Here is a 24191-nt window from a genome sequence, read left to right as displayed (position 1 = left end):
GAGGCTATTCATAGTGAAAAAGAACTTATGGTTGTTAACGACGCTACTATTATCATTAATCTTGGTATTAGCTGCATGTAATTCAAATGATGAAACAGAAAATGGTAACGAAAATAGTAATGAAGATGGTAATGTTGAATCGGATGCAGATACAGATGGAGAGTCCGAAAATGAATCAGATATCACTGTGGCGATTGAACAAGACTTTATTTCATTAGATCCCCATGATGTAGGCGACACGGTATCGATATTTGGTACGCGGTCGATGTATGAAGGCTTAGTAGGATTTAATAAAGACATGGAAATTGAGCCTGTGCTCGCAGAAGATTATCAGGTAAACGATGACTCTACAGAGTTTACATTTCAATTGCGAGAGAACGTAACATTCCATGATGGACAACCGTTTAATGCGGAAGCTGTCAAAGCCAATTTCGATAGAATCATGGATGAGGAACTTCGAGCTAATCGAAATATTCAATACCTTGAGAATATTGAAATCTTAGGCGATTATGAAATTAAATTCACGTTATCACAACCGTTTAGTGCGATGCTAAATAAATTTGCAATGATTTTAATAGCAAGCCCTGAAGCGTTCAATGGTAACTCAGAAGACTTTGGATTGAATCCTGTTGGAACAGGTGCATATAAATTTGAGGAATGGAAACAAGGTAATTCTATGGTAGTTACTAAATATGAAGATTACTGGGGTGAACTAGATACGAATGTACAGAAAGTGACGTTCCGCCCAGTACCAGAGAATGGTTCGCGTGTAGCAATGTTACAGACAGGTGAAGCAGACTTCATCTATCCAGTTCCTCACACTAACGTAGAGGATTTAGAAAGTGAAGAGGGTATTGTTATTGAGCAAACTCCTTCAACAATAGCAAGATATGTTTCTATTAATACGAAAAAAGAGCCTTTTAATAATGAGAAAGTCCGTCAAGCGATGAACTATGCTGTTGATAAGGAAGCTTTTCTTACCGTTGTTAAAAATGGATATGGAGAACCTCTAGATTCAACAATGTCATCTAAGACACAGCTATACTCAAAACAAGAACTCTATGAAGCAAATGTTGAAAAAGCAAAAGAATTAATGGCAGAAGCTGGTTACGAAGACGGTTTTACTGCAGAAATCTGGGGAAACACATCTTCAGAGACTAACACTGGAATGCAATTTGTTCAGCAGCAATTAGCTCAGATAGGAATAGAATTAGAAGTTCGTTCTATGGAAGAAGCAACATTATCTGATTCCATTTATACACCTGAAACACCAGAAGAGACAGACTTGCAGATGTGGTACGTAAGCTGGTCTCCTTCTTCAGGGGATGCAGATGGTGCAACACGTTCATTGTTCCATAATGAATACTTCCCACCAAGTGGTGCTAACACTGCATATTATGATAATCAGCAAGTATCTGATTGGATTGATGAAGCAAGCCAGACCGGTAATATGGAAGAGCAGAAAGAAATTTATGCACAAATTCAGGAAACTGTTTACGAGGAAGCACCATGGATCTTCCTTGGATCTGACACAATCTTATCAGGACATTCCTCATCACTTGAAGGAGTATATGTTTTACCTGATGGATCGATAAGTATTCGAAATGCAAATTTGAATTAAACTTACGTGAGGCTGGAAACAGCCTCACCCTTTTATAGGTAGGTGCTAATTATGCTACAGTTCACAATAAAGCGATTACTAACATTAATACCTTTACTATTAGTTGTTTCTTTTGTTGTTTTCATGTTTATTCACTTAATTCCTGGAGATCCAGCGAGGTTGATGGCTGGTCAGGACGCGAGTTTAGAAGAAATTGAAGATGCTCGTATTTCATTAGGATTAAATGATCCAATTCTCGTTCAATATACTACATACTTATCATCCTTATTAAAGTTGGAGCTAGGTGAATCATATCGTTCTGGAATTCCGGTGATTGATTTGATATCAGATAGAGTAGCACCGACACTAATTCTAACTATATTAAGTATAGTCTGGGCTTTGGTTATTGGTATATTGCTTGGTATTATCTCAGCTGTATTTAGAGATCGACTTCCTGACCGTATAGGGATGATGACTGCTGTGTCAGGAATATCTTTACCAAATTTTTGGCTAGGGCTCGTGTGTATTCAAATCTTCTCTGTTCAGCTAGGTTGGCTACCTACTGGTGGAATAAACGATGGTCTGAAAAGTTACATTTTGCCATCCTTCGCTTTGGGTGCTGGTATTATGGCGATGATTACAAGATTTACACGCTCTTCCCTCGTTCATACATTAAAGCAGGATTATATTAGAACAGGACGCTCTAAAGGTTTAAGTAACAAGAGTATTATCTATGGTCACGCTCTTAAAAATTCACTTATTCCAGTAATAACAGTAGCGGGTCTGCAGTTCGGATTTTTACTTGGAGGATCTGTAGTAGTGGAAACTGTGTTCAGTTTTCCGGGTCTTGGACAACTATTAATAGATTCTATCAGCTATAGGGATTATCCGGTAGTACAGGCGCTAATTCTATTCTTTTCTGTACAATTTATATTGGTCAATCTACTTGTAGACATATTGTATAGCCTGTTTAATCCGAAAATTCGATATGATTGATTTAATGCATGGAGGAGGTGTTCTAGATGGAAATTAATCGAGAAAAAAAGATGCTAAATGAAGAAAAAAACATGGTAAAAACTGAAAACCGCTTCTTGGAGTTCTGGAAACTATTGAGAAAGAAGAAACCCGCTTTCTATTCTCTTTATTTTATTCTATTTTTGCTTGTGCTTGTTATAGTTGGTCCATATATAACACCATTTGACCATACTGAGCCAGATTATAACAATATTTTGTCTTCTCCGTCTTGGCCCAATTTATTTGGTACAGATGAATATGGAAGAGATTTGTTATCAAGAGTGATTGCCGGTACACAAATTGCATTGTCAGTAAGTGTGTCAGCAGTATTAATCGGGGCACTTGTTGGTACAATCCTTGGACTTGTCAGTGGTTTTTTCGGGAAATGGATAGATAAAGCAATTATGAGGTTATGTGACATTTTGTTTGCTTTTCCAGATTTAATTTTAGCTATAGGAATTGTAGCAATCCTAGGACCTGGTCTTCAGAATGTAATTATTGCAATCTCGTTTTTCAGTATTCCTTCTTTCGCAAGGATTGTCAGAAGCTCTACGCTTGAAGTTAAAGAATTATTATTTATTGAATCAGCAAAATCAATGGGTGCTAGTAAAAGTAGGATTGTTTTTAAACACATATTTCCTGAAACAATCCCTGTCATTATTGTTTATTTCACAATGAATGTCGGAACAGCTATTCTCTCTGCTGCGAGCTTAAGTTTCCTAGGACTTGGTGCAGAACTGTCTTCACCGGATTGGGGAGCGATGCTTAGTATGGGAAGGGACTATATCGGCACTTCTTTTCATATCGTTTTCTTCCCGGGGTTAATGATTTTCCTGACAGTCCTTGCCTTTAACATTCTTGGTGATGGATTAAGGGATGTCTTGGATCCTAAAACAAGAGATTAGAAAGAAGGTATCAATATGGAACAACTTTTAAAGATTTCTAACTTAGAAACAGGTTTTAGTAACGATGGGAATATCCAAAAGGTACTGCATGGTATGAATTTGGAAGTGAATAAAGGAGAAATCGTCGGATTAGTAGGGGAATCTGGAAGTGGAAAGAGTGTGACATCTTTATCAATTATGCAACTATTACATGATACTCCAGGTAAAGTGTTGGCTGGTGAAGTTAATTATAAAGGTGTTGATCTCCTTTCTCTCAAAGAAGCAGAAATGCGGAAATATCGAGGCAAGGAATTATCCATGATATTTCAAGAACCGATGACCTCCTTGAATCCAGTCGTTAAAATTGGAAAACAAATGATGGAAATCATCATGCTTCATTTGAAATATTCAAAAAAGAAAGCAAAAGCACATGCAATATCTATACTAGAATCTGTCGGGATTCCGCGTGCCGAGGATATCATGAGAGGTTACCCACACGAACTATCAGGTGGAATGCTGCAAAGAGTTATGATTGCGATGCAGATTTCCTGTCACCCTTCTTTATTAATTGCCGACGAGCCAACTACTGCTCTGGATGTCACGATTCAAGCACAGATTTTGAATCTACTAAAAGAAATCCAGGAGCAATCGAATATGGGGGTACTTTTTATTACACATGACCTTGGCGTGGTGTCTGAGATCTGCGATCGCGTTATTGTCATGTACGCGGGTAGAGTTATGGAAGAGCTTTCGGTAGACAAACTTTTTGAAGAGGCTTCTCACCCCTACACGAAAGGGTTAATAAAATCTATACCGAAAATTGGTGAAAACAAGAAAAAACTATTCTCCATTCCAGGCACTGTTCCAAGTCCCCGTAATATGCCAAAAGGGTGTAAGTTTGCTCCAAGGTGTGACTTTGCTATGGATATATGCATCCAAGAAGAGCCGGAACTTTTTGAATCCAACTATGGAAAATCAAGGTGTTGGCTGGAAGCAAAAGAAAAGGAGGTAGGTTATGAGCCAGGGTAATCTAATAGAAGTTAAAGGTTTAACTAAAGAATTCCCAATAGGGAAAAAATGGTTTAAGCCAAAAGGGTATGTCCGGGCAGTGGATGGTTTAAATTTCACTATTAGAAAAGGAGAGACTTTTGGTCTTGTTGGTGAATCCGGATGTGGAAAGTCCACTACTGGAAGATTAATCAATGGATTGATTCAAGCCAATAAGGGTGAAATCATTTTTGATGGTCAGAACTTGGTAGAATTATCCGATTCGCAATGGAAGATCTATCGAAAACGAATGCAAATGATTTTCCAGGATCCATTTGCATCACTTAGTCCAAGAATGAAAATAAAGGATATCGTTATGGAACCTTTAGTAGTTCATTATCCTAAGATGTCTAAGGGTGAGAAATTAGATAAGGCTAAAAAACTCCTAGAGGTATGTGGAATAAGTAAAGATCATTTAAATAAGTATCCTCATGAGTTTAGCGGTGGACAACGTCAGCGTATAAGCATCGCTCGCTCTTTAATATTGAACCCGGAACTTATTATAGCAGATGAAGCGGTATCGGCGCTGGATGTTTCAATTCAATCACAAGTTCTTAACTTGCTCGTAGATCTTCAGGAAGAATTTAACCTGACCTATTTATTTATTTCTCATGATTTAAGTGTTGTAGAGCATATAAGTAATCGAATTGGTGTCATGTACCTAGGAGATCTAGTAGAAGTCGCTGATAAGGACCAATTGTTCAAGGATCCGAAACACCCATATACACAATCACTTCTTTCCTCCATCCCTCAACCTGGTCAACAGGAAAGGGAAAAAGTAATCCTTAAAGGGGAAGTTCCAAGTGCGTCAAATCCGCCTTCGGGGTGTAAGTTCCATACGCGGTGCCCGCTTGCAATGGATATCTGTAAAAAAGATATTCCGAAAAATATCCATGTAGATGATAATCAAATAGTTGCTTGTCATCTATATAATTAATAGGAGAATTCAATGGACGCAAAAGTAAGATTTTTTAAGGAAAAAAATAATCTACCAGAAAAACTTAATAGAAGATGCACATTAACGTTTGGGGAAATGTTTCATTGTTATGATGTGTTTATAGATGAAGTATATCTTTGTTATGCACAATATGAAGATATTCGGAGACAAGACTGGGTAAGTCTTGGGGAGCAATGTTATACATTCGTTGAAAACAAAGCAATTACAAATATTGAATTAGACGAAAAAGACTGTGAACAAATAGACATAAAGGCTTTTCTGGAAGGCTTCTATAAGTCTAATTACAGATTTGATAAATATCACTCTGATAAAGATAAAGAATCTATCACTATAAAAATACCTGATAAATTCAAAGAGGCCTCCTCTCACGCGAAAACAATTGCAGAGGCTGTTCATGTCGCGCGCGACATTTGTAACGAACCTGCTAATGTCTTATACCCTGGTTCTTATGCAACCTACTTAGATAGACTATTTAAAAATACAAATGTGGAAGTCAATATTATACCAAGTGAGGATTTAGAAAAAGAAGGATTTTATGCGGTTAATACAGTAGGAAGAGGCAGTAAGTATGAACCATGTGTAGCTGTACTCACACTTAAAACAAATGATGAAGAACCAATTGCACTGGTTGGAAAAGGTGTAACCTTTGATGCTGGTGGGGTAAATGTTAAGACAGGAGCAGCTATCGCAGAGATGAAAATGGATCTTGGTGGAGCAGCAGCTGTTACAGGAGCGATGAAGTTACTTGCTGATATGGATATAGCATGTCACGTTATAGCAGTCCTACCATTGATAGTAAATGTTTCTGGTTCACATGCCTATCTTCCTTCCGATGTTATTCGGTATAAAAATGGTACAACCGTAGAAGTTGGTAACACAGATGCGGAAGGAAGATTAATCATAGCTGATGCGCTAGTCTATGTGCAACAGCTTGGTGTTAACCGTATTATAGATATCGCTACGTTGACTGGAAATGTAGGGCAGGCACTTGGGCTTAAAATGGCGGCTGTTTTCAGCAACGATATCAATATTTCTTATAAAGCTTATGTATATGGCCAAAAAAGTGGCGATTATGTGTGGCCAATGCCATTGGAAAAAGATTATAAAAGGTACTTAAAGAGTCAAGTAGCGGATATATCCAATATGAGCAACTCTAGTTTTGCTGGATCAATAACTGCAGCATTATTTATTGAACATTTTGTAGAAGCAAAGACAAAATGGATTCATATTGATATGGCCAATACATCTAAATTTTTCCCTGATGCTGATGCAGGGGCGTCAGGATTCGGGACAAAAATCCTTTATGAACTAGTCACAGCTAAAGAGGAGATTTGGAATGATTGAATGTATTGTGGAAAATGAAAAAGACGCAATAGCAGCTGAAAAACTAGGAGCTATTAGACTCGAGCTAGTATCTGCAATTCAGTTAGGTGGTTTGACTCCGTCCTTAGGTATAATCAAAAGAACAATGGAGAATTTGCAGATACCAGTTCAGATTATGGTCAGACCTCATAATTATGGTTTTAATTATGACGCATTTGATAAGGAAGCTATGATGGAGGATATCAACTTGTTATATGATTTAGGATATTATCGAATTGTGGTTGGTGCGCTAGATCAGAATAGAAAAATAGATACCAATTTTTTAGATTATATATTTAAAGAATTTCCTCTTCTAAATGTAACCTTTCATCGAGCATTTGACGAGGTGGAAGACCAAATGGAAGCTTATCGAACACTAGTATCTTACCGTGACAACATTAAGAGAGTATTGACCTCCGGTGGAGCAGAAAGCTGTCTTGCAGGTGCGATAAACCTTCGCAATCTAGTTCAATTGCAGCATGAATTAAATGGTCCAGTTATCATGCCAGGTAATGGTATGAAACTGGAGAATATAAAAGAACTACATAATACAGTCCAAGCTGATGAATATCACTTTGGCAGTGGGGTCAGGAAGCATCTGTCTTATGAAGAAGGTTTCGATAAAAAGGTTATAGAAGGAATTAAGCATATACTATCAGATAGATAAATGGTCCAATTCGAGGTGAAAAAAGTGAAAGTATTAGGAGTTGACCTAGGCGGTACAAATATTAAAATTGGCGTACTAGATGAATTACAACCAGGCAATATAGAAAGAGTATATCTATATCCTACACAAGAACCAATCTATGAATGTCTTGAAAAGGCGATTGATGAAGTAATGTCCTTGCATCCGGATATTAAAGCAATAGGAATAGGTACTCCTGGGTTTGTGGATAGAAAAAAAGGTAGTGTTAAATTTGCTAGTGAAAACCTTCCAGGGTGGAGTGGAACAGAAGTAAAGCAAAAACTAGAGAGTAGATTTCATATTTCGGTAATCGTTGAAAACGATGCGAATGTCGCTGCATTGGCAGAGGTTATTTTTGGAGCGGCAAAAGGATATAATAATGCTTTGATGTTAACTCTTGGAACCGGTGTTGGTGGAGGAGTAATTATAGATGGGAAGATATTGTACGGTCCCAATGGTGCAGTCGGTGAGTTCGGGCATATGACATTGTATCCGGAAGGACATTCCTGTAAATGTGGAAGAAAAGGCTGTCAGGAACAATATGTGTCAGGACATTCACTGGCAAGACGGATACGCGAAGCAAATATGGATATGACTCCCGAAGAACTCATGCAGTCTAAGGAACATAATGATACAGCTGCAGCCATTGTAAATGAATTTACATATGATTTGGCTTTAAGTATAACTTCCTTACAAGCGGCATTTGATATGGAAATTCTAGTTATCGGTGGCGGAGTCTCTCATTCTGCAAACTATTGGTTCGAAGACCTAAATAAGAATCTAAAGAATTTATTATTCCATCCATTAAGAGTCGAAGTAGCCAAACTAAAGAATGATGCCGGAATTATAGGTGCCGCACAGCTGATTTTTATGGAAGGTTAATGATGTGCGTTAATGAAGTGAAGTCCTTCTAATCAGTTACTTACAAATATAGGTAATTACTGGTGAGAAGGGCTTCCAATATGATTTGTTTTTTTAATGTTTTAAGAGAAAAAGGTAAGCCCATCATGTTGATTTTCCTCAAAACCTATATTTTGCAAAGCTTTTATTTGATCTATAAAACCTGAACTAGGTCCAAGAGTCATTAACCCCTATATTCTCTAACCTTTTACAAGAACACCTTAAGTATGCCACAACAGCAGCAGTCACGTATTATGAACAACATTTTGGAAAAATCCACCCATACATGCGAAGTGAGCTAGAAAAATGGTTATCCGAAGCCGGTGATGATTTAGTGATGGAAGCAATGAAACGAGCAGTGGACTATCATAAATTATCCTGGAGTTATGTAAAAAAGATCCTGATAAGAAGTATAATTTTCCCCTTGAATTCCATATATATCACCTTTTTAAATTTATACGAACCGTCACTCTACATTAGCAAAATTTGAATCACATACATCAGTTACAAAAGAACAACCGAAATGTTCTTTAAAACTGGTACAATTGCTCTAACATGTTCAGCGTCAACCCCCCACAACAAACTCTATTACATAGGTTCCCATCGACACATTATGACAAACTTCGGTAAGTGACAGTAGTCCCACCTACTCATCACTTACCCAACCGACTCTCAAGATAATTCAGGCTACTTTTTGCATTGCTAAGTTTTTCTTTATCTTCCTTCTTATATCTGAAATGAGTAATTGTCTATCAAACACCGTAGATTTTGTTCCATGCTCACTCAAATAAGCATACTGCAGGAGATCTTCTTCATCAAAAACATATTCAAGAATTATTTCCTGACCTTCATCATGAAACTTTAATTCTACTTCAAGAAAATCATTCGCCTTTTTAAATAAAACAGAATCGTACTCTGTATCTTTGGATAACTCTAAAAGCTCGTTTGGCCAAACTGGGTTAAGGTTTTCAGCTTCAAATAATTGAGTTGATAATTCATCTAACATTTTATTTCCTCCTTTTAATCACAGATTTTATCATTATATTTAAATGATTAACAGTATCATCCATCTCATTTAGTGCATGCTCGAAGTCAGGGATTCTCCAATTACTTCTACTACCATATTTAACATTAAACAACGAAGTTAAGTATTTTGAGATGATAGCTGCATTATCAGGATCATTATTTAAAACCCAACTATGCCTTGGATTAATTGGTAATTCTATTAATTCGCGCCCCTCTTTTTTTAGTTGGAACTCCGATAATAATTCTGCAGGTAATTCATATTTAATACGAGCGTCAAAACGGTCTCTAAGCTGCCGACGGTATTTTTTAGGGTTTTTCAATAATGGGTTAAACATTTGTTTACCACTATTTTCTTTCGCTAGTCGTCTAAGTTCTTTATCCGTTTTCTGAGGTAATGCTTTTCTTAGTTCTTCAACTGTTTCTTTTATTTCTTGTTCATATTCCTCATATTCCTTAGCTGCCTGCGTAAATTCATAATATTCTTCTTCTTTAGCAGGTTCACCTAACACTTCTACAGCACCAGTTGATTTATCTACGTCTTTGCCATATCGCAATTTTTTTTCAAGGTCTTTTTCTTCTTTTTCAGATTTTTTAACAGAATTTATCATTTCACTAAAATCTAGTTCTTCTTGATACTCTTTCCAAAGCGGCTCCAAATTCAACTCTTGATGAGCTATTACTGATCCAATATTATCATATGCATTAGAAGATTCGTGTGTTGGTATCTTTCGTAGTATACGACCTATGAATTGCGAGTATGGGGCCAGGCTTCTAAAGGGTCTAAAAATAGCAGCTACAGAAAGATATGGATGATCGTAGCCTTCTCCTAACATCGCTACATGGATTACCACTTGTACTTGATGGCTTTCTATTCGCCTTAGGTTTTCACTTCGTTCATTCCTATTTAAATCACTGTGCACCAATGCTACAGAAAGCCCCTTTTCTTCATAAAGTGCCTTTACCTGTTCAGCGTGCTCAATACTACAACAAACTGCTATGATTTTATGTGGTAGCGGGCTTTGAACATCGATCTTTTCGTTTAATTCGTCTATACTCGCTTCAATTATTTGTTTATTACATTCAGGGGAAAGGGCAACGGAACGCGTCGTATAGTTACTATCCTTTATACCTTTCTCGATTAGTTCTTCGATAGTATACTTCTTAGTCGTATCTCCGTCTATTGTTAAATATAATTCTTCAGGAATGATTGTGAACTGCTTCAGAGTTTTTACAATTCCTTCTTGCATAGCCTTACCTAGCCTATAATTAATAATAACTTTACCTTCAATAGGTTTACGATCAGCTCTGAAAGGGGTCCCCGTCAATTTTAATATTTTTGCTTCAGAAAAATATTCTATTGACTTTTGCCAAGTTTCTGCAGGAGAATGATGCGCTTCATCTATGATTATCATATCGAAAAAATCACTCTCTACTTTTCTCAATAGTGAGTTCCTGTACTTAGAAGATAGCTTATGTATGTTTAATATAACTATGTTACTTTCTTCTAATTCCTCATCACGAGTGTCATTATCGTATTCTAATACTTGTGGCAATTCGTCAAACTCCTGGAAAATACCGTATTTAAGCCAAAAGTTATTTGCAGAAGATGAGTCTAATGAATCTACTACATGATCTTTTATCACTAGTTGAGGAGTAATAATCAATACTCTTCCTTGAGATAAACCATAAGGAGCTGTGGCCATTACACCAGTTTTCCCTGCTCCTGTTGGTAAAACAACTATAGCATGTTCTTTTGATTTCTCCATTAAGAAATGTCGAGCTATTTCTACATAAGAATCATATTGAGCTTGTCTAAGACCTTCTTCTGAATCATTATCCAAGATACTCGGTTCAGAATTGACGAAGTAATTAATATCAAAGTCGTGCATTATAGTACCTCCCCTATGAACATTACCTATATTATCACTTTTGTAGCAGATATTTACTACCGTTTCGACAAAGTTAGACAGTAACTATCCTTATTTTTCTTAACATAATGGATCTTTTTTAATGATCTGATTGATCTGAGGTCCTGTCACTTCCCGAATTTTGTTATATTGAGACACTCAGGTCCGAGGTTCACACACTTAAATCACCACTCTCAACAAACTACTTATAGTCTTGCGCCTCTCCCACTTCCTATATAGTAATTCATTATAATGCTTGTATTTTTTATCGGTGAACCTATTGTGTTTTGGTAGTATCGATAGCTACTCGAACGAATATCTACAGCCTTGGATATCATCTGTGCTTCGATAGGTTTTAGATGTATGTTGATATGCCCTTTAGGTAGACAGATTCTAAAATATTTATATGTCTACTAAAGGGAAGTATTTTTCATTTAAAAAAGACCTTTATTCTCGTGTATAAGATTAATGTCTTAGATTATGGAAAGATGACTCATTTGTCTTAGTGAAAATGTAAAGATACGTTGTTACCCTACTTTACACTTGTCTATTAGGCATAATACCCAACAATTGACTTTGTACTCGTTCAAGCCTTATTGGTAGCTTATAGATATAATCTAAAATGGTTTGTGTAAATTCAAGTAGCGCTTCTAGTACACTATCAGAAAAATCAATATCATCAGCATGAGCCGCTGCATTCCCGACATCTTTCAGAATTTGTGCCATCTCATCCAATATTGCTGGCAATATTCCCTTGTCTGATAGGTTTTTCAACTTATTATATAGATTACCTTGTGTTTCACCTTTATCTTTACATACCATCTCCAGTGTTCTTCTTAATGAGATCGCGGAGATTGCATTGTCGATATTTTTAACTTTCAGTGCTGATTCATAAGCTTTTTGTATGTTCTTAGGTAAATAAGTCATATTCACCTCGATATGTGGGTATAAGATATCTTCAGTGACTATAGGTGAACCATCAAAATCAGTATCCTCACTATTAGTATGAACTTTCTTTATTGTGGCATTATGGCAAACCGGGCATATGAAAATAAGGTAATTATCATTAAATGTGATTCCATGTAAATAATCACCTATTTCTATTTGATCTTTTATTTGATATAAACATTCTCCTTCCAATTTCATTTTAGTTTTATTACCACAATGAAAACAAAATATAACTTCTTCTGTTACTGTTTCTTTGGTCAAAATTATCCCTCCTGTTAGTTGGACTGGCCTTCGACAACGTGTCCACCTGCAACCTTTACCATCTGATTCACAACATCCACAATCTCAGTGTCAATATCTTTTATTGACATCGCTTGAGCAATTTTACTAGAATCGCGACTCTCTATATATTTTCTTGCACCTTCACCTGATTGTGTTTTAGCAAGTTTCATTGCTTCCTTAGGATCTTGTGAATATGCTTCTATATCAATACTATTTTCAGGTAAGCAAAGGATTTGTTCCACTTTATTTATAGGAAAATAATTTTCTATTTCTCCTTTTCCCAATATATTAATCTGATATTCTTTTACATTATATTCATTAATTAGGACCCTTTTCAGAGTTTCCACCCTTTCAGCACTATGAAAATCTGTATCAAGAATAATTAAGAATTTCACATTAAAATCCTTAATGACTTTTACATTTGCATAATACTCCGCGTTTTGGCACCCCTTCATATCAACAAAATAAATTCCTAGTTCCTTGTGATTGTAACCAAGTATTTTAAACCATTCTCTAAATGCATTAGTATCTGCCACACCCTCAACCAAGCAGCATACTTTGCCCGTCATTAGCTGACTAACCTGTACAATTTCTCCAATGTCTTGTTTTACTTCCTCGATGTCTAATGCCTGTGTTGCAGATGTCGTCCCTTCTTCTCTGTGTAATAATACTACCTGGTCAACGTCTCCTTCATCCATAAAAAAAGTTGAATGTGTAGTAATAAGTGCCTGACTTCCATCTTGTATAAGTTCTTTTATTGAGTAATATAGTTCTCTTTGAGCAGACAAGTGCAAAAATGCTTCTGGCTCCTCTATTAAATAAAAGTATCTTCCTGTACCTTCTTGAGCCTCAGTACCATCCTGGCTCTCCATCTGCTTTATTTGCTTGTTTATATCGCTTTGCGCACGAATAATAGCCATTAAAACAGATCTCTGTAGTCCATTTCCTCGTTGTGATAATGGGGTTTTAACACCATATTCGTCCTCGATATCCATTTGAAATGAAAAACTCTTAGCTACATCTAAAGGGTTCGAAACCTGTGATAGTTTAAATGTAGACCCTTGCATTAACAGTTTCTCTTCAACAATGTTCAGAATATCTCCATTGATCTTGTTCATCTTTGATTCTAAAACAGATACAGCTTCTTTACCTTCAGTATCATGTTGTATTAACTTTCTTAGTCCCACTCTAAACAAACTTCCGAATGCAGAAGAATCAGATGTCATTTTTTGTTCTGTTTCAGGATCCTGTGCGGCAGGTACAACTATTAAATCAGGTAAATGCTCCCTAATATCTGTCCAGTTACTTGTGATATCAACCCAGTGACTACTTCCTTCTAATTCCTTTATTCTCTGGATAACCGATTCCTCAAGTTCTTTAATTTCTTCATCATCTGGTTTCTTATTAGGAAAGGATACACCTAGACTTATGCCCAACTTCTTAAGACTCGAATACGCAGCAATATCACTTGAAGGTGGTGCAACAAATTTCTTTGAGCATTCTATCAATCTAGTAATTCTAGAAGCATTCTTTCTGTATGTATGTCGTATTACAATGATTCCACCTTCTGTAAAATCGCTTAACGATTCGTTATCTGTTGAAAAATGTATTGTGATCTGAGAGGGAGTATCTTCAGGTGCATTAAAGGGGAAGTCATTATCTGCGAAGGTTCGTCCTGAAAAAAAGGTTTCCATCGCTTTAATAAAAGTAGATTTCCCGACGTCATTCCTTCCAACAATACACATTAGATCATTGACAAATGAAATTGATACTTCATCCAAACTACGAAAATTATCAATTTCTACCTTAAGTATTTTCAATTTATTATCCTCCATTTATAAACATTTATTTTTATTCAACTAAATTTTTGACAGATGCTATATTAATGTTCGGAATAAACTATCAGTTCTCCTTTCTTAGTGTAAGTATGAATTTAATAACCTTAAAACAATATGTCACTTTTATCATACGAATTAATTAATAGAAAAGTTTCACTTTTCTAATAATTATAGTTATAGATTAACTATTTTATAATTCTTCAGTACTTCATTTAGATACTGGATACCCCTTCTTTAATATAAAGCGTAATTATTTTGAAAAGCCTTATTAAGTTTACGAAGTAAACAACACTATTCCTCTCTTTAAGAATTTAACTTTGGTAAAGAAGGACGTTAACCCCGTTAAAGTAAATCTTCGCTTTTTTAAAGTTATTTTGATCCCCTATATATAAATAACAATGTTTAATCTATCAATCTATCCCAAACCACCAATAGCCTGTGGCAAAACCCAACACTACCACCCATACTTTTAATAGAAATTCCTCAAATGTGTCAGATGTGACATGGTGCATCTTTCTCGCTAGTTAGATAATTGTTGGTGAGAGGGAGATTGCTTTGGATAATCATGTGTTTGTGCTTAGAGTTGGTAAATACATCCGGAAAGCTCGGAAGCAATGTGGCATGACGATGGAAGAAGCTGCATTCCAAGCTGGTATTAGTTATGAAACCCTTTCTAGAATTGAGTGGTCTGAAACGGACACGTATCATTCTACTATTAATAGATTGATCTTGGCATTAAAAATTGACGTACAAGATTTCCATGCATCGATCAATGATGTCACCAATGACTTTGATGAGCAACTAGATTGATAAGAAAACACCAGACAAATCTGCATAGTTCTCCATAACACACCCGCCTGCTACCCGTTGTCATTTGTCCCACGAGATTTTCATACCATTCTCTATCAACCACACCAAGTATTTCTCACCACCACCCCCAAACAAAGGAGTTGTCCCACCACATGCCCGAAATCCGCCCCAACTACATGATCAACCCATCCACCATGGCCATACTACCAGCCCGCGACATCAACTACGACACCATCATCTATGAAAGAGACCGAACCCTGTTTATCAAAAAAACACCCCTGCAGCTAATCAAACAAGCGTGCTTGCAGTATGGCGCTAGCTATGATGGACGGCGAGCTGCGGTTATGCATTTGCTTGGTTCAAAAAAGAAAGTTCCGATTCCGATTAGTGTTAGTTCCGGCATTTATGCGTTTCCGACACAGTCGCCAAATCAGTTTGACTGCACTTGGATTTTCTACACCCACGTTAGCCGCATCCACGTGATTCGTCCGCTGCCGAACTCCAATTATCAAGCTTCGATTGTTTTCCAATCTGATCAACTTCTTGATATGAAGGAATCCTATTATCTACTCGAAAAACAAATGCACCGCACTGCGACGTGTATTTATCATTTCTCTTCTGCTGTTAAAAACGGTTAGGCCTACGAAAAAAATCCCCGATACTAGAAAGGAAGTACCCAAATGAACTATATTAAAGAAATCAACGCCTTTTACCACCAAATCGAAATCAATCCACTTTCGCTACCTGCCAGCAATTTATGGCACGCGCTCATGCATATGAACAATAAAACGTGTTGGCAAGAAACATTCACCGTCGCGCAATCCGTGCTTTGCTATAAAGCGAATCTGACGGAAAGCACATTCAAACGCGCACGAACGGAACTAGTAGAAAAAGGGTACATTACCTTCGAATCCCAACGTGGCAGACAAGCACCCATCTATCAGATGATCAGCCTGTATGCAATGATGGACCACAGCGCGGATGACAATACTGACCTCAACACGGACTATAAAGTAGACGGCAACTTGGACCACAAACCGGACCCATTAATTAAAGAAAAAGAGATAGAAAAAGAAAAAAAGATAACAACAACAGACGCCCACGCGTTTTATCGTGACAATTATGGTGAAATCCGTGCTTACATGCAAAACGAGTTATCGAATTGGATAGCGAAGCTTGGTGATGATATGGTCATTGAAGCGATGAAAAGGGCGTTGGATCAAGGCAAGGAACACTGGGGATATGTGAAGTACATCTTGGAAATGTGGCTACAACAAGGAATTACGACTGTGGAGGCAGCTAGACAAGAGCGAATTGCCTTTCGAACGCAGTCTAAGTCGCAAAAGAAACAGAAAAAGGCAGCTTGGACTGGTAAAAAAGACGTCGTTCCAGGCTGGTTTGAAAAACGGGGTCAATCCGTAACCAGTAGTACCCCAGCAATATCAGCAGCGTTGCCGGATATTAATGAGGTGATGTTGAAATATCAGTCACGTATCGTGCAGTGATTCGTTATAAGTCACAGTGAACACTTTTAAAATCATCAAATATAGATAATCCTTTCATAAGCACACCTTACGTGTGAACAACATGAAGGAAATTAGACTTTATCATGTCTTGAACTTACCAAACATAAACGGGTAAAAAAAGTGCAAAACCTCAACTCTTGAAGCATATCCTAAACAGATTTATTAAGATATAATGTGCCAAAATCCAGAAAGTGACAGATACCAATACTTTAACCTCGACTATATACCAATCTAAACTGTTCACATATAACAGGTAAATCATAATCAAAACCTTTTCCAATCTCTTTCATTTGTGATTTAAAAAAAGATTCGTGTAATTCGCGCCAGAATCTAAGGGTTCTATCACCTTCCCCTTCTAAGTAAGCAAATTCCTCTGTCACTTCACCAAAGGGAATAATGTCAACTGCAGTAATTTCAATAATACCTCTTGGGTTGCCTTTGCCATCCAACACAATGTCATAGTTACCTACGACAGGTAAAGGCTTTTGATGAAATTGATAAAAATCATAGCTATTAGCGGTTGCAGTTTTGGTTCCTGCAACCGCTAGTTCTGCTAATTCTGTCGCAAGCTTAGAAGAAAAATCAACAAAGGCTCTTATACTATAATTGGCTGTAGTTGGATGGTATTTCAACTGAAATTCATTCCAAAAATTTGTTACCGCCATTGTTTCCGACATATTTTCTATCCCCTCTTTTAAGTTTTTATTTTTGAAGAAGGATTTAACCAGCCTACACTGATAACAGGCTTCTCCAGTCTATTAAATTACAAAAAAGGGTATAAGTTTAAGTTCAGTCTACTATACAGACTGCACCAATTTTTTATTCGTTGTAATAAGAGCATCTAGCGCTACTACACCCTTACCTTTTTCCAAAACCAGCAACGGATTAATCTCGATTTCACTTAGTTGACCTTTAGTTTGTGCAGCCATCGCTGACAAATGAACGATTGCTTCAGTCAAAGCTTCTACATCATAAGTTGTTCCATTTCGATAGCCTGCTAGTAATTCTTTACTTTGTAAATCATTGATCATATCATATGCATCCGATTTAGATATTGGTAGAATGCGCAGACTTACATCTTTAAACAATTCGACGAAGACTCCACCAAGCCCGACAACCATATACGTTCCATAAACTTCATCATTTCTTACACCAATAATGAATTCTAAGCCACCTTGAACCATTTCCTGAATGTTGACGCCATTAAGCTGCGCGTTTGGATTATAATTTTTAGCGTTTTCATACACTTCAAAAAATGCTTCTTTTAACTCTTCACTATTTTGAATACCCAATCGAATCGCACCAGACTCCGTTTTATGCAGGATGTCCGGTGAATCAATTTTAGCTACTAATGGATATCCAACGCTGTCCGCAAACGCATCCGCTTCTTCCACATTTCTGACAGTGATCTCCCTTGTAGTTCGTATGCCAAAAGAACTAAGTAATTTCTTACTTTCACTTTCACTTAAACTTTCTCGATCTGGCACCTCTACTTCTTGATTAACAGCCTCGACACTCGTAGTTGTCGGTTGATAGGCTGCATAATTTATCAACTTTTGAATCGCCACCATACTTTCATTGGCACCTTGGAGTAAAGGTACATCCACCGCATCTAATACGTTATAAATACCAGTGTCTAAACCACCTGAAATATGCGTAAATACTACTATAGGAACAGGTAAAGCGTTAGCCACTTCTGAAATTGCCTTTGCCACATTTTGATAAATGACACTTTCGGAGTGGTTAAGACCAGCAGTTGCATCTTGGCAAACAGCAATAATATCAATTGCAGGATCTTTCGATAAAGCAAGCAAGCATTGTTTGTATGCTTCTAAATCAAATAAGCCAGTACTCGTCACATCCAATGGGTTGACAGTATTAGCAAAGTCAGGTAAATATTTCGCAAGCTCTTGTTGCGTTTCTTCATTAATTTGTGGGATGTTAAGCCCAATCGATTCTGCTATATCACAAGACAACGCTAACTGCCCACCAGATATAGCCACTAATCCCATACCATTACCCTTGGGTAAGTCATTGTGATACCTTAACATAACCTCCGCAATCTCAATGACCTCGTTATAACTTTCCGCTTCAATAATTCCATTTTGTTTAAAGAAGGATTGGTGTAAATCAGACGACCCCACAATAGACCCTGTGTGAGAAGCAGCAGCTAATGAACCCTTTTCAGACTTACCTACCTTCAAAATAATTATCGGTTTTTGTTTTTCCCTTGCTAATTTGGCCACTTCACTCAAGCCATTTGGATCATTGATTCCTTCAAGAATGCCAACAATTACTTTTGTTTTTTCATCCTCGACTAAGAAACGGAAATAATCGACAGATGAGACACCCACCTCATTCCCAGTTGAAATCATGTGACTGAACCCAATTCCTCTTCCCGTACTCATCATCGCAATACAAGCCGATCCACTATGGGAAACTACCCCAACACCGCCATCGGCAAGCTCTCCATCGAGGGCAGCACTGAACATCGATACTCGATCGTTTAAATTAATTAACCCTAAGCAGTTCGGACCACAAACAGCCATATTGCTATCTTTGATTACTTTTTTTAACTTTTGTTGAATGTGTTTCCCCTCGTCACCCGGTACTTCAGCAAACCCACTTGCTAGAATTACTGCAGCCTTTACATTTTTTTCACTCAGTTGCTTTATCGTATCGATTACTAATGAATTTCTTAATCCAATTACGGCACACTCAACTTCCGGTATGTCTTCAATGGATGTATAACAGTCAATTCCAAAAACTGGTTTACCTTTCGGGTGGACTGGATAGATAGCCCCTTTAAACCCAGTTTCCTGTAAATTCTTTAAAGTAACTCCACCAATGTTATGTTCAGAACACCCGATAATCGCAATTGTTTTTGGTGACATTAAATACTCCATATTATTGGTGATTTCCATACGTTATCACTTCTTCCTTTAATGGATTTCCATTACTCCAGTTGTACTCAAAAAATTTAGCAACGTCTCTATCACTAACTTCTTGTAATTGGGACGGGTTCCACATTGGAGCATGGTCTTTATCTACTAATACAGCCCGGACACCTTCATAAAAATCAGCATGTTCCATAAAGTTAAGACTTAATTCCAACTCCATTTTCAAACAGTCGAAAATCGTTTTGCCTTCCCCTTCCAAATTTTGTTTCAATGCTACCTTTAACGATGTAGGCGGCTTTTTCTGAAGGGTTAATAGCGTTTCTTTTTCCCAGCTAGAATTAGCTAACGCTTTATTTTTTAACGAATCCATGATTTGTTCGAGTGAATCAAAACAGAAATGTTGATTGATTTCTAGTTCATCTATCATTATTTGTGAACCCTGAACCGCTTGTTTACTGAACTTTTCTATTAATCTATTAACTTCTTCATTTACCGCTTGATCATCATACTCAGTGCTACTAAGTGCTGCCTTTAACTCAGCTAGGCTTGCTGTAGTCACATAATAATCAGCAGCCCCAACATAAATAAGATCGTTCCCTTTGATTAATTGAGATGTTAACGCTAAATACCGCCCTATGTAACCAGGCATTTGATTTAGAAAATAACTCGCTCCAACATCAGGGAAGAAACCGATATTCATCTCTGGCATGGACCACTTCGTTTTTTCGGTTACTATGCGATGGCTCGCACCAGCAGCTATTCCAACACCACCACCCATGACATAGCCATCCACCAATGCCACTACAGGCTTAGGGTAGTTATGGATAAGGAGATCCATTTGATATTCCGTCTGAAAAAATTGAAGTGGATAGTCATCTGTGCTATACCGCCTGTTATAGAAGGCAACCATATCACCACCTGCACAAAATGCCTTTTCTCCTTCTCCTTCAATCCCTATCACTTTTACTTCTGGGCTTTCTTTCCACTCGTTTAATTTTTGGTAGATAGCTATTACCATCTCGTAATCTAATGAATTTAATGCTTTCGGACGATTTAGTTTTATCCATCCAACTTGACCGCTCAACTCAAATAACACACTTTTCCCTATAACCATATCCACCATTCTTTCTAAGACCTTTACTCCCCCGTAAAGATTGGATCTCTTTTTTCAATAAATGCAGTAACGCCTTCTTCCATATCTTTCGTACTAAATAATTTAGACCATTCTTCCGTTTCAAATCGGAGACCTTCTTCAAAATTTGAATCAACCCCGTTATTAATAGCGGTTAAAGCTGCTGAAACCGCCAATGGACTTTTGTAGTTAGCAACGGATTCAGCAATAGACGTTACTGTACTTAACAATTCCTCTGCTGGCACAGATTGATTCACCAAGCCAATTTTTTCTGCCTCTTGTCCCTTAATAAACTTGCTAGTAAGGATTAGTTCGGTTGCTTTTGCTTTCCCAATTAATCCGGGTAGCCTTTGCGTTCCCCCATAACCTGGAATTAGCCCTAGTTTTAATTCAGGCATTCCAAACAATGCGTCATCAGAAGCGATTTGCATGTGACAAGCCATCGCAAGCTCTAGACCTCCACCCAAACAAGGTCCATTTACTGCAGCAATCACTGGCTTGTCAAACTTCTCAATTTTGTTAAATAGAATGTTTGCATTTACCGCCATTTCTCTTCCTTTAATCTCATCGCCAAAAGCATCCGTGAATTCTTGTATGTCCGCTCCAGCCGCAAAAAACTTCCCTTCGCCTGTAACAACAATCGCCTTAACATCGGAAGAATATTTTAAGTTATCCATAACATCAGATAAATCAGCTAATGTTTTCGTGCTTAACGTATTTGCTTTTGGATTACTTATTTCCAAGTATGCGACACTATTTCTTACTTCAATTTTTATTTTGTCAAATTGTTTAATGGTCACGACTACTCTCTCCCTTGCACTAACAATGATTTTTCTACACCTTCTGTAATTTCCAACTTTCTTAAGCGCTGCGCTTCTCGGAAACCTTTTTCCGTTATTGTTTTCATAAACTGATTCGCTTCAGGTCGATCAGAATCCATTAACATCGCAAACTTTTCTTCAGCCGTATGCATTGATTCTTTAAATCCTCTTATGTCATACATTTGGTTCGTTAAATACTTAATCGTACCATTTGTTATTTGATCATTTTTTTTAATTTTTTCAGCTAAATAAACTGTTTCTTTTTCTAAATCCTCCCGTTTCACTACCTTATTAATCAACCCTAAGCCCTTTGCTTCCACTGCCGAAATTCGGTCACCAGTAAGAAGGAGCTCTTTTGCTTGTTTACTATGTGTCATCCAAGGCAACATAAAAAACGGACTAATACTCCCGAACCGCACTTCTGGTTCACCAAACGTCGCGTCTTCAGCAGCAATAATCATGTCGCAACTCAAGACTAAGGAATTTGCCCCACCTAAACAATATCCGTGCACCTGCGCAATGATTGGTTTTTCACTACCCCAAAAAGAATAGGGTGCTTGATTTTCTAGTATTGCTTGGTCCAGCCACTCCTTAACAGATGTAGGAGGATCAGATGAAACATCAAAACCTGATGAAAATGCCTTTCCATTCCCTCTTAAAATAATCACCTGAACATCATCACGATTATCCCAAGATTCAATCGTTTGTTTTAAGGCAATAAACATCTCATCCGACAAATAATTTAATTTATCTGGACGATTAAGCGTAATATAGCCAATGCCATTATCAGCTTGGGTCAAAATCGTATCCATATTCACAACACCTACCTTATTTTGTATAAGAGGATGCCCTACAGTTGTTCTCCCTTTTGCAACCTGGCTGGTAATAAAAGACTAGGGGGTTGATCCTTCTTCTTAGAACATCCTCCGCTAATTATTTAGCTATTTATAACTGTTTTTTCGACATTACTTTCTATTTCAGACATTCTTATTTCTTGCGCTTTCTTAAACCCTTTTTCACCAACTAATCCAATAAACGCTTCCGCAAGCGGTTTTTCAGAGGCTGCTACCATTGCGAACTGCTCCTCGCCAACTTTCATTGAGTTCAAGAAACCTTGAATTTCGTAAATACGGTTGGTTAATTGTTTGATAGATTCATTGGTAATATTGTCGTTTCGCTTAATTTTTTCTGCTAAATACCTTGTTTCCATTTCTAAATCTTCAGCTTTGACAACTTTATTAACAATACCAATTTCTTTCGCCTCTTCTGCAGAAATCAGGTCCCCCGTTAATAGAAGCTCCTTCGCTTTTTTCGCATTGACCATCCAAGGCAAAATAAAGAATGGGCTAAACGTACCAAACCTGACTTCTGGTTCACCAAATTTAGCCTCAGCGGAAGCCACAATTAAATCACAACTCATCGCTAACGAATTAGCTCCGCCCAAGCAATGCCCCTGAACTTGAGCGATCACTGGTTTAGGGCTATTCCAAATTGCATAAGGCGCTGTGTTACCAATCTTGGCATGCTCATACCATCTTTGAACGTTTTCGTAGGGGTCACCTGATATATCAAACCCTGCTGAAAATGATTTTCCGGCAGCTTTTAATACAATAACTTTGATAGCCTCATCTGAACTACAATCATTTACAGCATCCGCCAACTCTAGCCACATCGGTTCAGGCATTGCATTTAATTTCTCGGGGCGATTTAACGTAACAAAACCAATACCTGATTCTTTTGCTACTTTAATAAATTCAAAACTCATATTTTATAACACTTCCTTCTATTAATTTTCATGCCAAAATACAACTTTTTTCGTTAATAATTGGATTAGATAACTAAACACTATTCCGATAACTGCCAAAAGAACAAACACCGAAAATTGAGCAGCCATATTTAGTTGGTTATTATAAATAACGATTAAATAGCCAAGGCCACCTTCTGCACCCATGAATTCTGATACTACTGCAGCAATGACACTCAAAACTATAGCAATTTCTAGCCCTGCAAAAATGTATGGAAGTGCGTTAGGAAGCTTCACCCTAAAAAAGATTTGCCAACCTGATGCTGAGTAGGCTTTAAGTAATTTAATCTGTGCCTTATCAGCATTCTCTAAACCTGTAATCGTATTGATCAAGACAGGAAAAAACACAATCGTAACAGCTAGCGCTACTTTTGAAGGAATCCCAAACCCAAACCAGATAATAAATAATGGAGCCAAAGCAATAACCGGCACAGCTTGGCTTGCTAAAATATACGGGTGAATCAATCGCTTAACCCAATATATTTCTGCTACGAAAACAGCAAGAAGGATACCACCTGCACTTCCAATGAGAAATCCCAAAATCGCTTCAACAAATGTTATCCAAAAATGGTTCAAGAAAGTCCCATCGACGATATTAGCGTATAGAAACTGCCCTACACTGCTTGCTGATGGAAAAATCGTATCCGAAACGTTTGAAATAGTTACATAGCTTTGCCATATTCCTACAAATACTAGAAAGATCACCATATTAATAACTAATTTCTTATAGTTAAATGTTTTCATAGT

Annotated in this window: 23 protein-coding genes; 12 read left to right on the top strand and 11 right to left on the bottom strand. The window is 37.3% G+C overall.

Annotated features, from left to right (window positions below; all coding sequences use genetic code 11):
• Nucleotides 1-13 precede the first annotated feature (13 nt).
• The 9 genes from ACI6MV_RS09740 (at nucleotide 14) to ACI6MV_RS09700 (ending at nucleotide 8940) form a co-directional block, all read left to right on the top strand.
• Nucleotides 14-1621 carry a glutathione ABC transporter substrate-binding protein gene (locus ACI6MV_RS09740; protein WP_407270095.1) on the top strand — a complete coding sequence of 536 codons (1608 nt, stop codon included), beginning with the start codon at nucleotides 14-16 and terminating at the stop codon, nucleotides 1619-1621.
• 51 nt (nucleotides 1622-1672) lie between these two features.
• Nucleotides 1673-2596 carry a nickel ABC transporter permease gene (gene nikB, locus ACI6MV_RS09735; RefSeq protein ID WP_407270094.1) on the top strand — a complete coding sequence of 308 codons (924 nt, stop codon included), beginning with the start codon at nucleotides 1673-1675 and terminating at the stop codon, nucleotides 2594-2596.
• 26 nt (nucleotides 2597-2622) lie between these two features.
• The gene (locus ACI6MV_RS09730) at nucleotides 2623-3519 is read left to right on the top strand and encodes an ABC transporter permease (protein WP_407270093.1); all 897 of its coding nucleotides are present in this window, start codon (nucleotides 2623-2625) and stop codon (nucleotides 3517-3519) included.
• A gap of 15 nt (nucleotides 3520-3534) precedes the next feature.
• Nucleotides 3535-4527, top strand: coding sequence for an ABC transporter ATP-binding protein (locus ACI6MV_RS09725; RefSeq protein ID WP_407270092.1), 993 nt, complete (start codon nucleotides 3535-3537; stop codon nucleotides 4525-4527).
• Nucleotides 4514-5482, top strand: a complete 969-nt coding sequence (locus ACI6MV_RS09720; RefSeq protein WP_407270091.1) for an ABC transporter ATP-binding protein — start codon at nucleotides 4514-4516, stop codon at nucleotides 5480-5482. The genes ACI6MV_RS09725 and ACI6MV_RS09720 overlap by 14 nt, the downstream gene beginning before the upstream one ends.
• A 12-nt stretch (nucleotides 5483-5494) precedes the next feature.
• Nucleotides 5495-6847, top strand: a complete 1353-nt coding sequence (locus tag ACI6MV_RS09715; RefSeq protein WP_407270090.1) for a M17 family metallopeptidase — start codon at nucleotides 5495-5497, stop codon at nucleotides 6845-6847.
• A complete protein-coding gene (locus ACI6MV_RS09710) occupies nucleotides 6840-7532 on the top strand; it encodes a copper homeostasis protein CutC (RefSeq protein ID WP_407270089.1) in 693 nt (230 codons plus the stop codon). The genes ACI6MV_RS09715 and ACI6MV_RS09710 overlap by 8 nt, the downstream gene beginning before the upstream one ends.
• Entirely contained in the window at nucleotides 7533-8432 is a 900-nt protein-coding gene (locus ACI6MV_RS09705) for an ROK family protein (protein WP_407270088.1), read from the top strand.
• A gap of 211 nt (nucleotides 8433-8643) precedes the next feature.
• Nucleotides 8644-8940, top strand: a complete 297-nt coding sequence (locus tag ACI6MV_RS09700; protein ID WP_407270114.1) for a DnaD domain protein — start codon at nucleotides 8644-8646, stop codon at nucleotides 8938-8940.
• A gap of 192 nt (nucleotides 8941-9132) precedes the next feature.
• Here the strand turns inward: ACI6MV_RS09700 and ACI6MV_RS09695 are convergent, their stop codons facing one another.
• From ACI6MV_RS09695 to ACI6MV_RS09680, 4 genes are all read right to left on the bottom strand, one after another.
• Complete coding sequence (locus ACI6MV_RS09695) at nucleotides 9133-9456, bottom strand: hypothetical protein (protein ID WP_407270087.1); 324 nt, start codon at nucleotides 9454-9456, stop codon at nucleotides 9133-9135.
• 1 nt (nucleotide 9457) lies between these two features.
• Nucleotides 9458-11365, bottom strand: coding sequence for a DEAD/DEAH box helicase (locus tag ACI6MV_RS09690; protein WP_407270086.1), 1908 nt, complete (start codon nucleotides 11363-11365; stop codon nucleotides 9458-9460).
• Nucleotides 11366-11920: 555 nt separating this feature from the next.
• Nucleotides 11921-12592, bottom strand: a complete 672-nt coding sequence (locus tag ACI6MV_RS09685; RefSeq protein WP_407270085.1) for a DUF4145 domain-containing protein — start codon at nucleotides 12590-12592, stop codon at nucleotides 11921-11923.
• A gap of 14 nt (nucleotides 12593-12606) precedes the next feature.
• The gene (locus tag ACI6MV_RS09680; RefSeq protein ID WP_407270084.1) at nucleotides 12607-14433 is read right to left on the bottom strand and encodes an ATP-dependent nuclease; all 1827 of its coding nucleotides are present in this window, start codon (nucleotides 14431-14433) and stop codon (nucleotides 12607-12609) included.
• A 573-nt stretch (nucleotides 14434-15006) separates the two neighbouring features.
• Here ACI6MV_RS09680 and ACI6MV_RS09675 point away from each other — a divergent pair.
• The 3 genes from ACI6MV_RS09675 to ACI6MV_RS09665 all read left to right on the top strand — a co-directional run bounded on the left by ACI6MV_RS09675 (nucleotide 15007) and on the right by ACI6MV_RS09665 (nucleotide 16766).
• Nucleotides 15007-15261 carry a helix-turn-helix domain-containing protein gene (locus ACI6MV_RS09675; protein ID WP_407270083.1) on the top strand — a complete coding sequence of 85 codons (255 nt, stop codon included), beginning with the start codon at nucleotides 15007-15009 and terminating at the stop codon, nucleotides 15259-15261.
• Between the two features lie 152 nt (nucleotides 15262-15413).
• Nucleotides 15414-15899, top strand: a complete 486-nt coding sequence (locus ACI6MV_RS09670; protein WP_407270082.1) for a competence protein ComK — start codon at nucleotides 15414-15416, stop codon at nucleotides 15897-15899.
• Between the two features lie 42 nt (nucleotides 15900-15941).
• Nucleotides 15942-16766, top strand: coding sequence for a DnaD domain-containing protein (locus tag ACI6MV_RS09665; RefSeq protein ID WP_407270081.1), 825 nt, complete (start codon nucleotides 15942-15944; stop codon nucleotides 16764-16766).
• 230 nt (nucleotides 16767-16996) lie between these two features.
• Here the strand turns inward: ACI6MV_RS09665 and ACI6MV_RS09660 are convergent, their stop codons facing one another.
• From ACI6MV_RS09660 to ACI6MV_RS09630, 7 genes are all read right to left on the bottom strand, one after another.
• Nucleotides 16997-17464 carry an ASCH domain-containing protein gene (locus tag ACI6MV_RS09660; protein ID WP_407270080.1) on the bottom strand — a complete coding sequence of 156 codons (468 nt, stop codon included), beginning with the start codon at nucleotides 17462-17464 and terminating at the stop codon, nucleotides 16997-16999.
• A 120-nt stretch (nucleotides 17465-17584) separates the two neighbouring features.
• The gene (locus tag ACI6MV_RS09655) at nucleotides 17585-19711 is read right to left on the bottom strand and encodes an acetate--CoA ligase family protein (protein ID WP_407270079.1); all 2127 of its coding nucleotides are present in this window, start codon (nucleotides 19709-19711) and stop codon (nucleotides 17585-17587) included.
• Nucleotides 19695-20810 carry an enoyl-CoA hydratase/isomerase family protein gene (locus ACI6MV_RS09650; RefSeq protein ID WP_407270078.1) on the bottom strand — a complete coding sequence of 372 codons (1116 nt, stop codon included), beginning with the start codon at nucleotides 20808-20810 and terminating at the stop codon, nucleotides 19695-19697. Before ACI6MV_RS09650 ends, ACI6MV_RS09655 begins: the two co-directional genes overlap by 17 nt.
• Before the next feature lie 14 nt (nucleotides 20811-20824).
• Complete coding sequence (locus ACI6MV_RS09645; protein ID WP_407270077.1) at nucleotides 20825-21619, bottom strand: enoyl-CoA hydratase-related protein; 795 nt, start codon at nucleotides 21617-21619, stop codon at nucleotides 20825-20827.
• A gap of 2 nt (nucleotides 21620-21621) precedes the next feature.
• On the bottom strand, nucleotides 21622-22452 hold the full coding sequence (locus ACI6MV_RS09640) for an enoyl-CoA hydratase/isomerase family protein (protein ID WP_407270076.1): 831 nt from the start codon (nucleotides 22450-22452) through the stop codon (nucleotides 21622-21624).
• Nucleotides 22453-22577: 125 nt separating this feature from the next.
• Nucleotides 22578-23405 carry an enoyl-CoA hydratase/isomerase family protein gene (locus ACI6MV_RS09635; RefSeq protein ID WP_407270075.1) on the bottom strand — a complete coding sequence of 276 codons (828 nt, stop codon included), beginning with the start codon at nucleotides 23403-23405 and terminating at the stop codon, nucleotides 22578-22580.
• 21 nt (nucleotides 23406-23426) lie between these two features.
• Nucleotides 23427-24188, bottom strand: coding sequence for an ABC transporter permease (locus tag ACI6MV_RS09630; protein WP_407270074.1), 762 nt, complete (start codon nucleotides 24186-24188; stop codon nucleotides 23427-23429).
• Between the last annotated feature and the right edge of the window lie 3 nt (nucleotides 24189-24191).

This window comes from Radiobacillus sp. PE A8.2, assembly GCF_045635475.1.
In the GTDB taxonomy this organism is placed as follows: Bacteria; Bacillota; Bacilli; order Bacillales; family Amphibacillaceae; genus JBJGXI01.
Note: the sequence above shows the minus strand (reverse complement) of the source record. Positions and strands in the feature narration are given on the sequence as shown.

Excerpts from the sequence above, each read along its gene's own strand:
- nikB (WP_407270094.1), top strand. The coding sequence starts at position 1,673 with ATGCTACAGTTCACAATAAAGCGATTACTAACATTAATACCTTTACTA.
- ACI6MV_RS09730 (WP_407270093.1), top strand. The coding sequence starts at position 2,623 with ATGGAAATTAATCGAGAAAAAAAGATGCTAAATGAAGAAAAAAACATG.
- ACI6MV_RS09725 (WP_407270092.1), top strand. The coding sequence starts at position 3,535 with ATGGAACAACTTTTAAAGATTTCTAACTTAGAAACAGGTTTTAGTAAC.
- ACI6MV_RS09720 (WP_407270091.1), top strand. The coding sequence starts at position 4,514 with ATGAGCCAGGGTAATCTAATAGAAGTTAAAGGTTTAACTAAAGAATTC.
- ACI6MV_RS09715 (WP_407270090.1), top strand. The coding sequence starts at position 5,495 with ATGGACGCAAAAGTAAGATTTTTTAAGGAAAAAAATAATCTACCAGAA.
- ACI6MV_RS09710 (WP_407270089.1), top strand. The coding sequence starts at position 6,840 with ATGATTGAATGTATTGTGGAAAATGAAAAAGACGCAATAGCAGCTGAA.
- ACI6MV_RS09705 (WP_407270088.1), top strand. The coding sequence starts at position 7,533 with ATGGTCCAATTCGAGGTGAAAAAAGTGAAAGTATTAGGAGTTGACCTA.
- ACI6MV_RS09695 (WP_407270087.1), bottom strand. The coding sequence starts at position 9,456 with ATGTTAGATGAATTATCAACTCAATTATTTGAAGCTGAAAACCTTAAC.
- ACI6MV_RS09690 (WP_407270086.1), bottom strand. The coding sequence starts at position 11,365 with ATGCACGACTTTGATATTAATTACTTCGTCAATTCTGAACCGAGTATC.
- ACI6MV_RS09670 (WP_407270082.1), top strand. The coding sequence starts at position 15,414 with ATGCCCGAAATCCGCCCCAACTACATGATCAACCCATCCACCATGGCC.
- ACI6MV_RS09665 (WP_407270081.1), top strand. The coding sequence starts at position 15,942 with ATGAACTATATTAAAGAAATCAACGCCTTTTACCACCAAATCGAAATC.
- ACI6MV_RS09660 (WP_407270080.1), bottom strand. The coding sequence starts at position 17,464 with ATGTCGGAAACAATGGCGGTAACAAATTTTTGGAATGAATTTCAGTTG.
- ACI6MV_RS09655 (WP_407270079.1), bottom strand. The coding sequence starts at position 19,711 with ATGGAAATCACCAATAATATGGAGTATTTAATGTCACCAAAAACAATT.
- ACI6MV_RS09650 (WP_407270078.1), bottom strand. The coding sequence starts at position 20,810 with ATGGTGGATATGGTTATAGGGAAAAGTGTGTTATTTGAGTTGAGCGGT.
- ACI6MV_RS09640 (WP_407270076.1), bottom strand. The coding sequence starts at position 22,452 with ATGGATACGATTTTGACCCAAGCTGATAATGGCATTGGCTATATTACG.
- ACI6MV_RS09635 (WP_407270075.1), bottom strand. The coding sequence starts at position 23,405 with ATGAGTTTTGAATTTATTAAAGTAGCAAAAGAATCAGGTATTGGTTTT.
- ACI6MV_RS09630 (WP_407270074.1), bottom strand. The coding sequence starts at position 24,188 with ATGAAAACATTTAACTATAAGAAATTAGTTATTAATATGGTGATCTTT.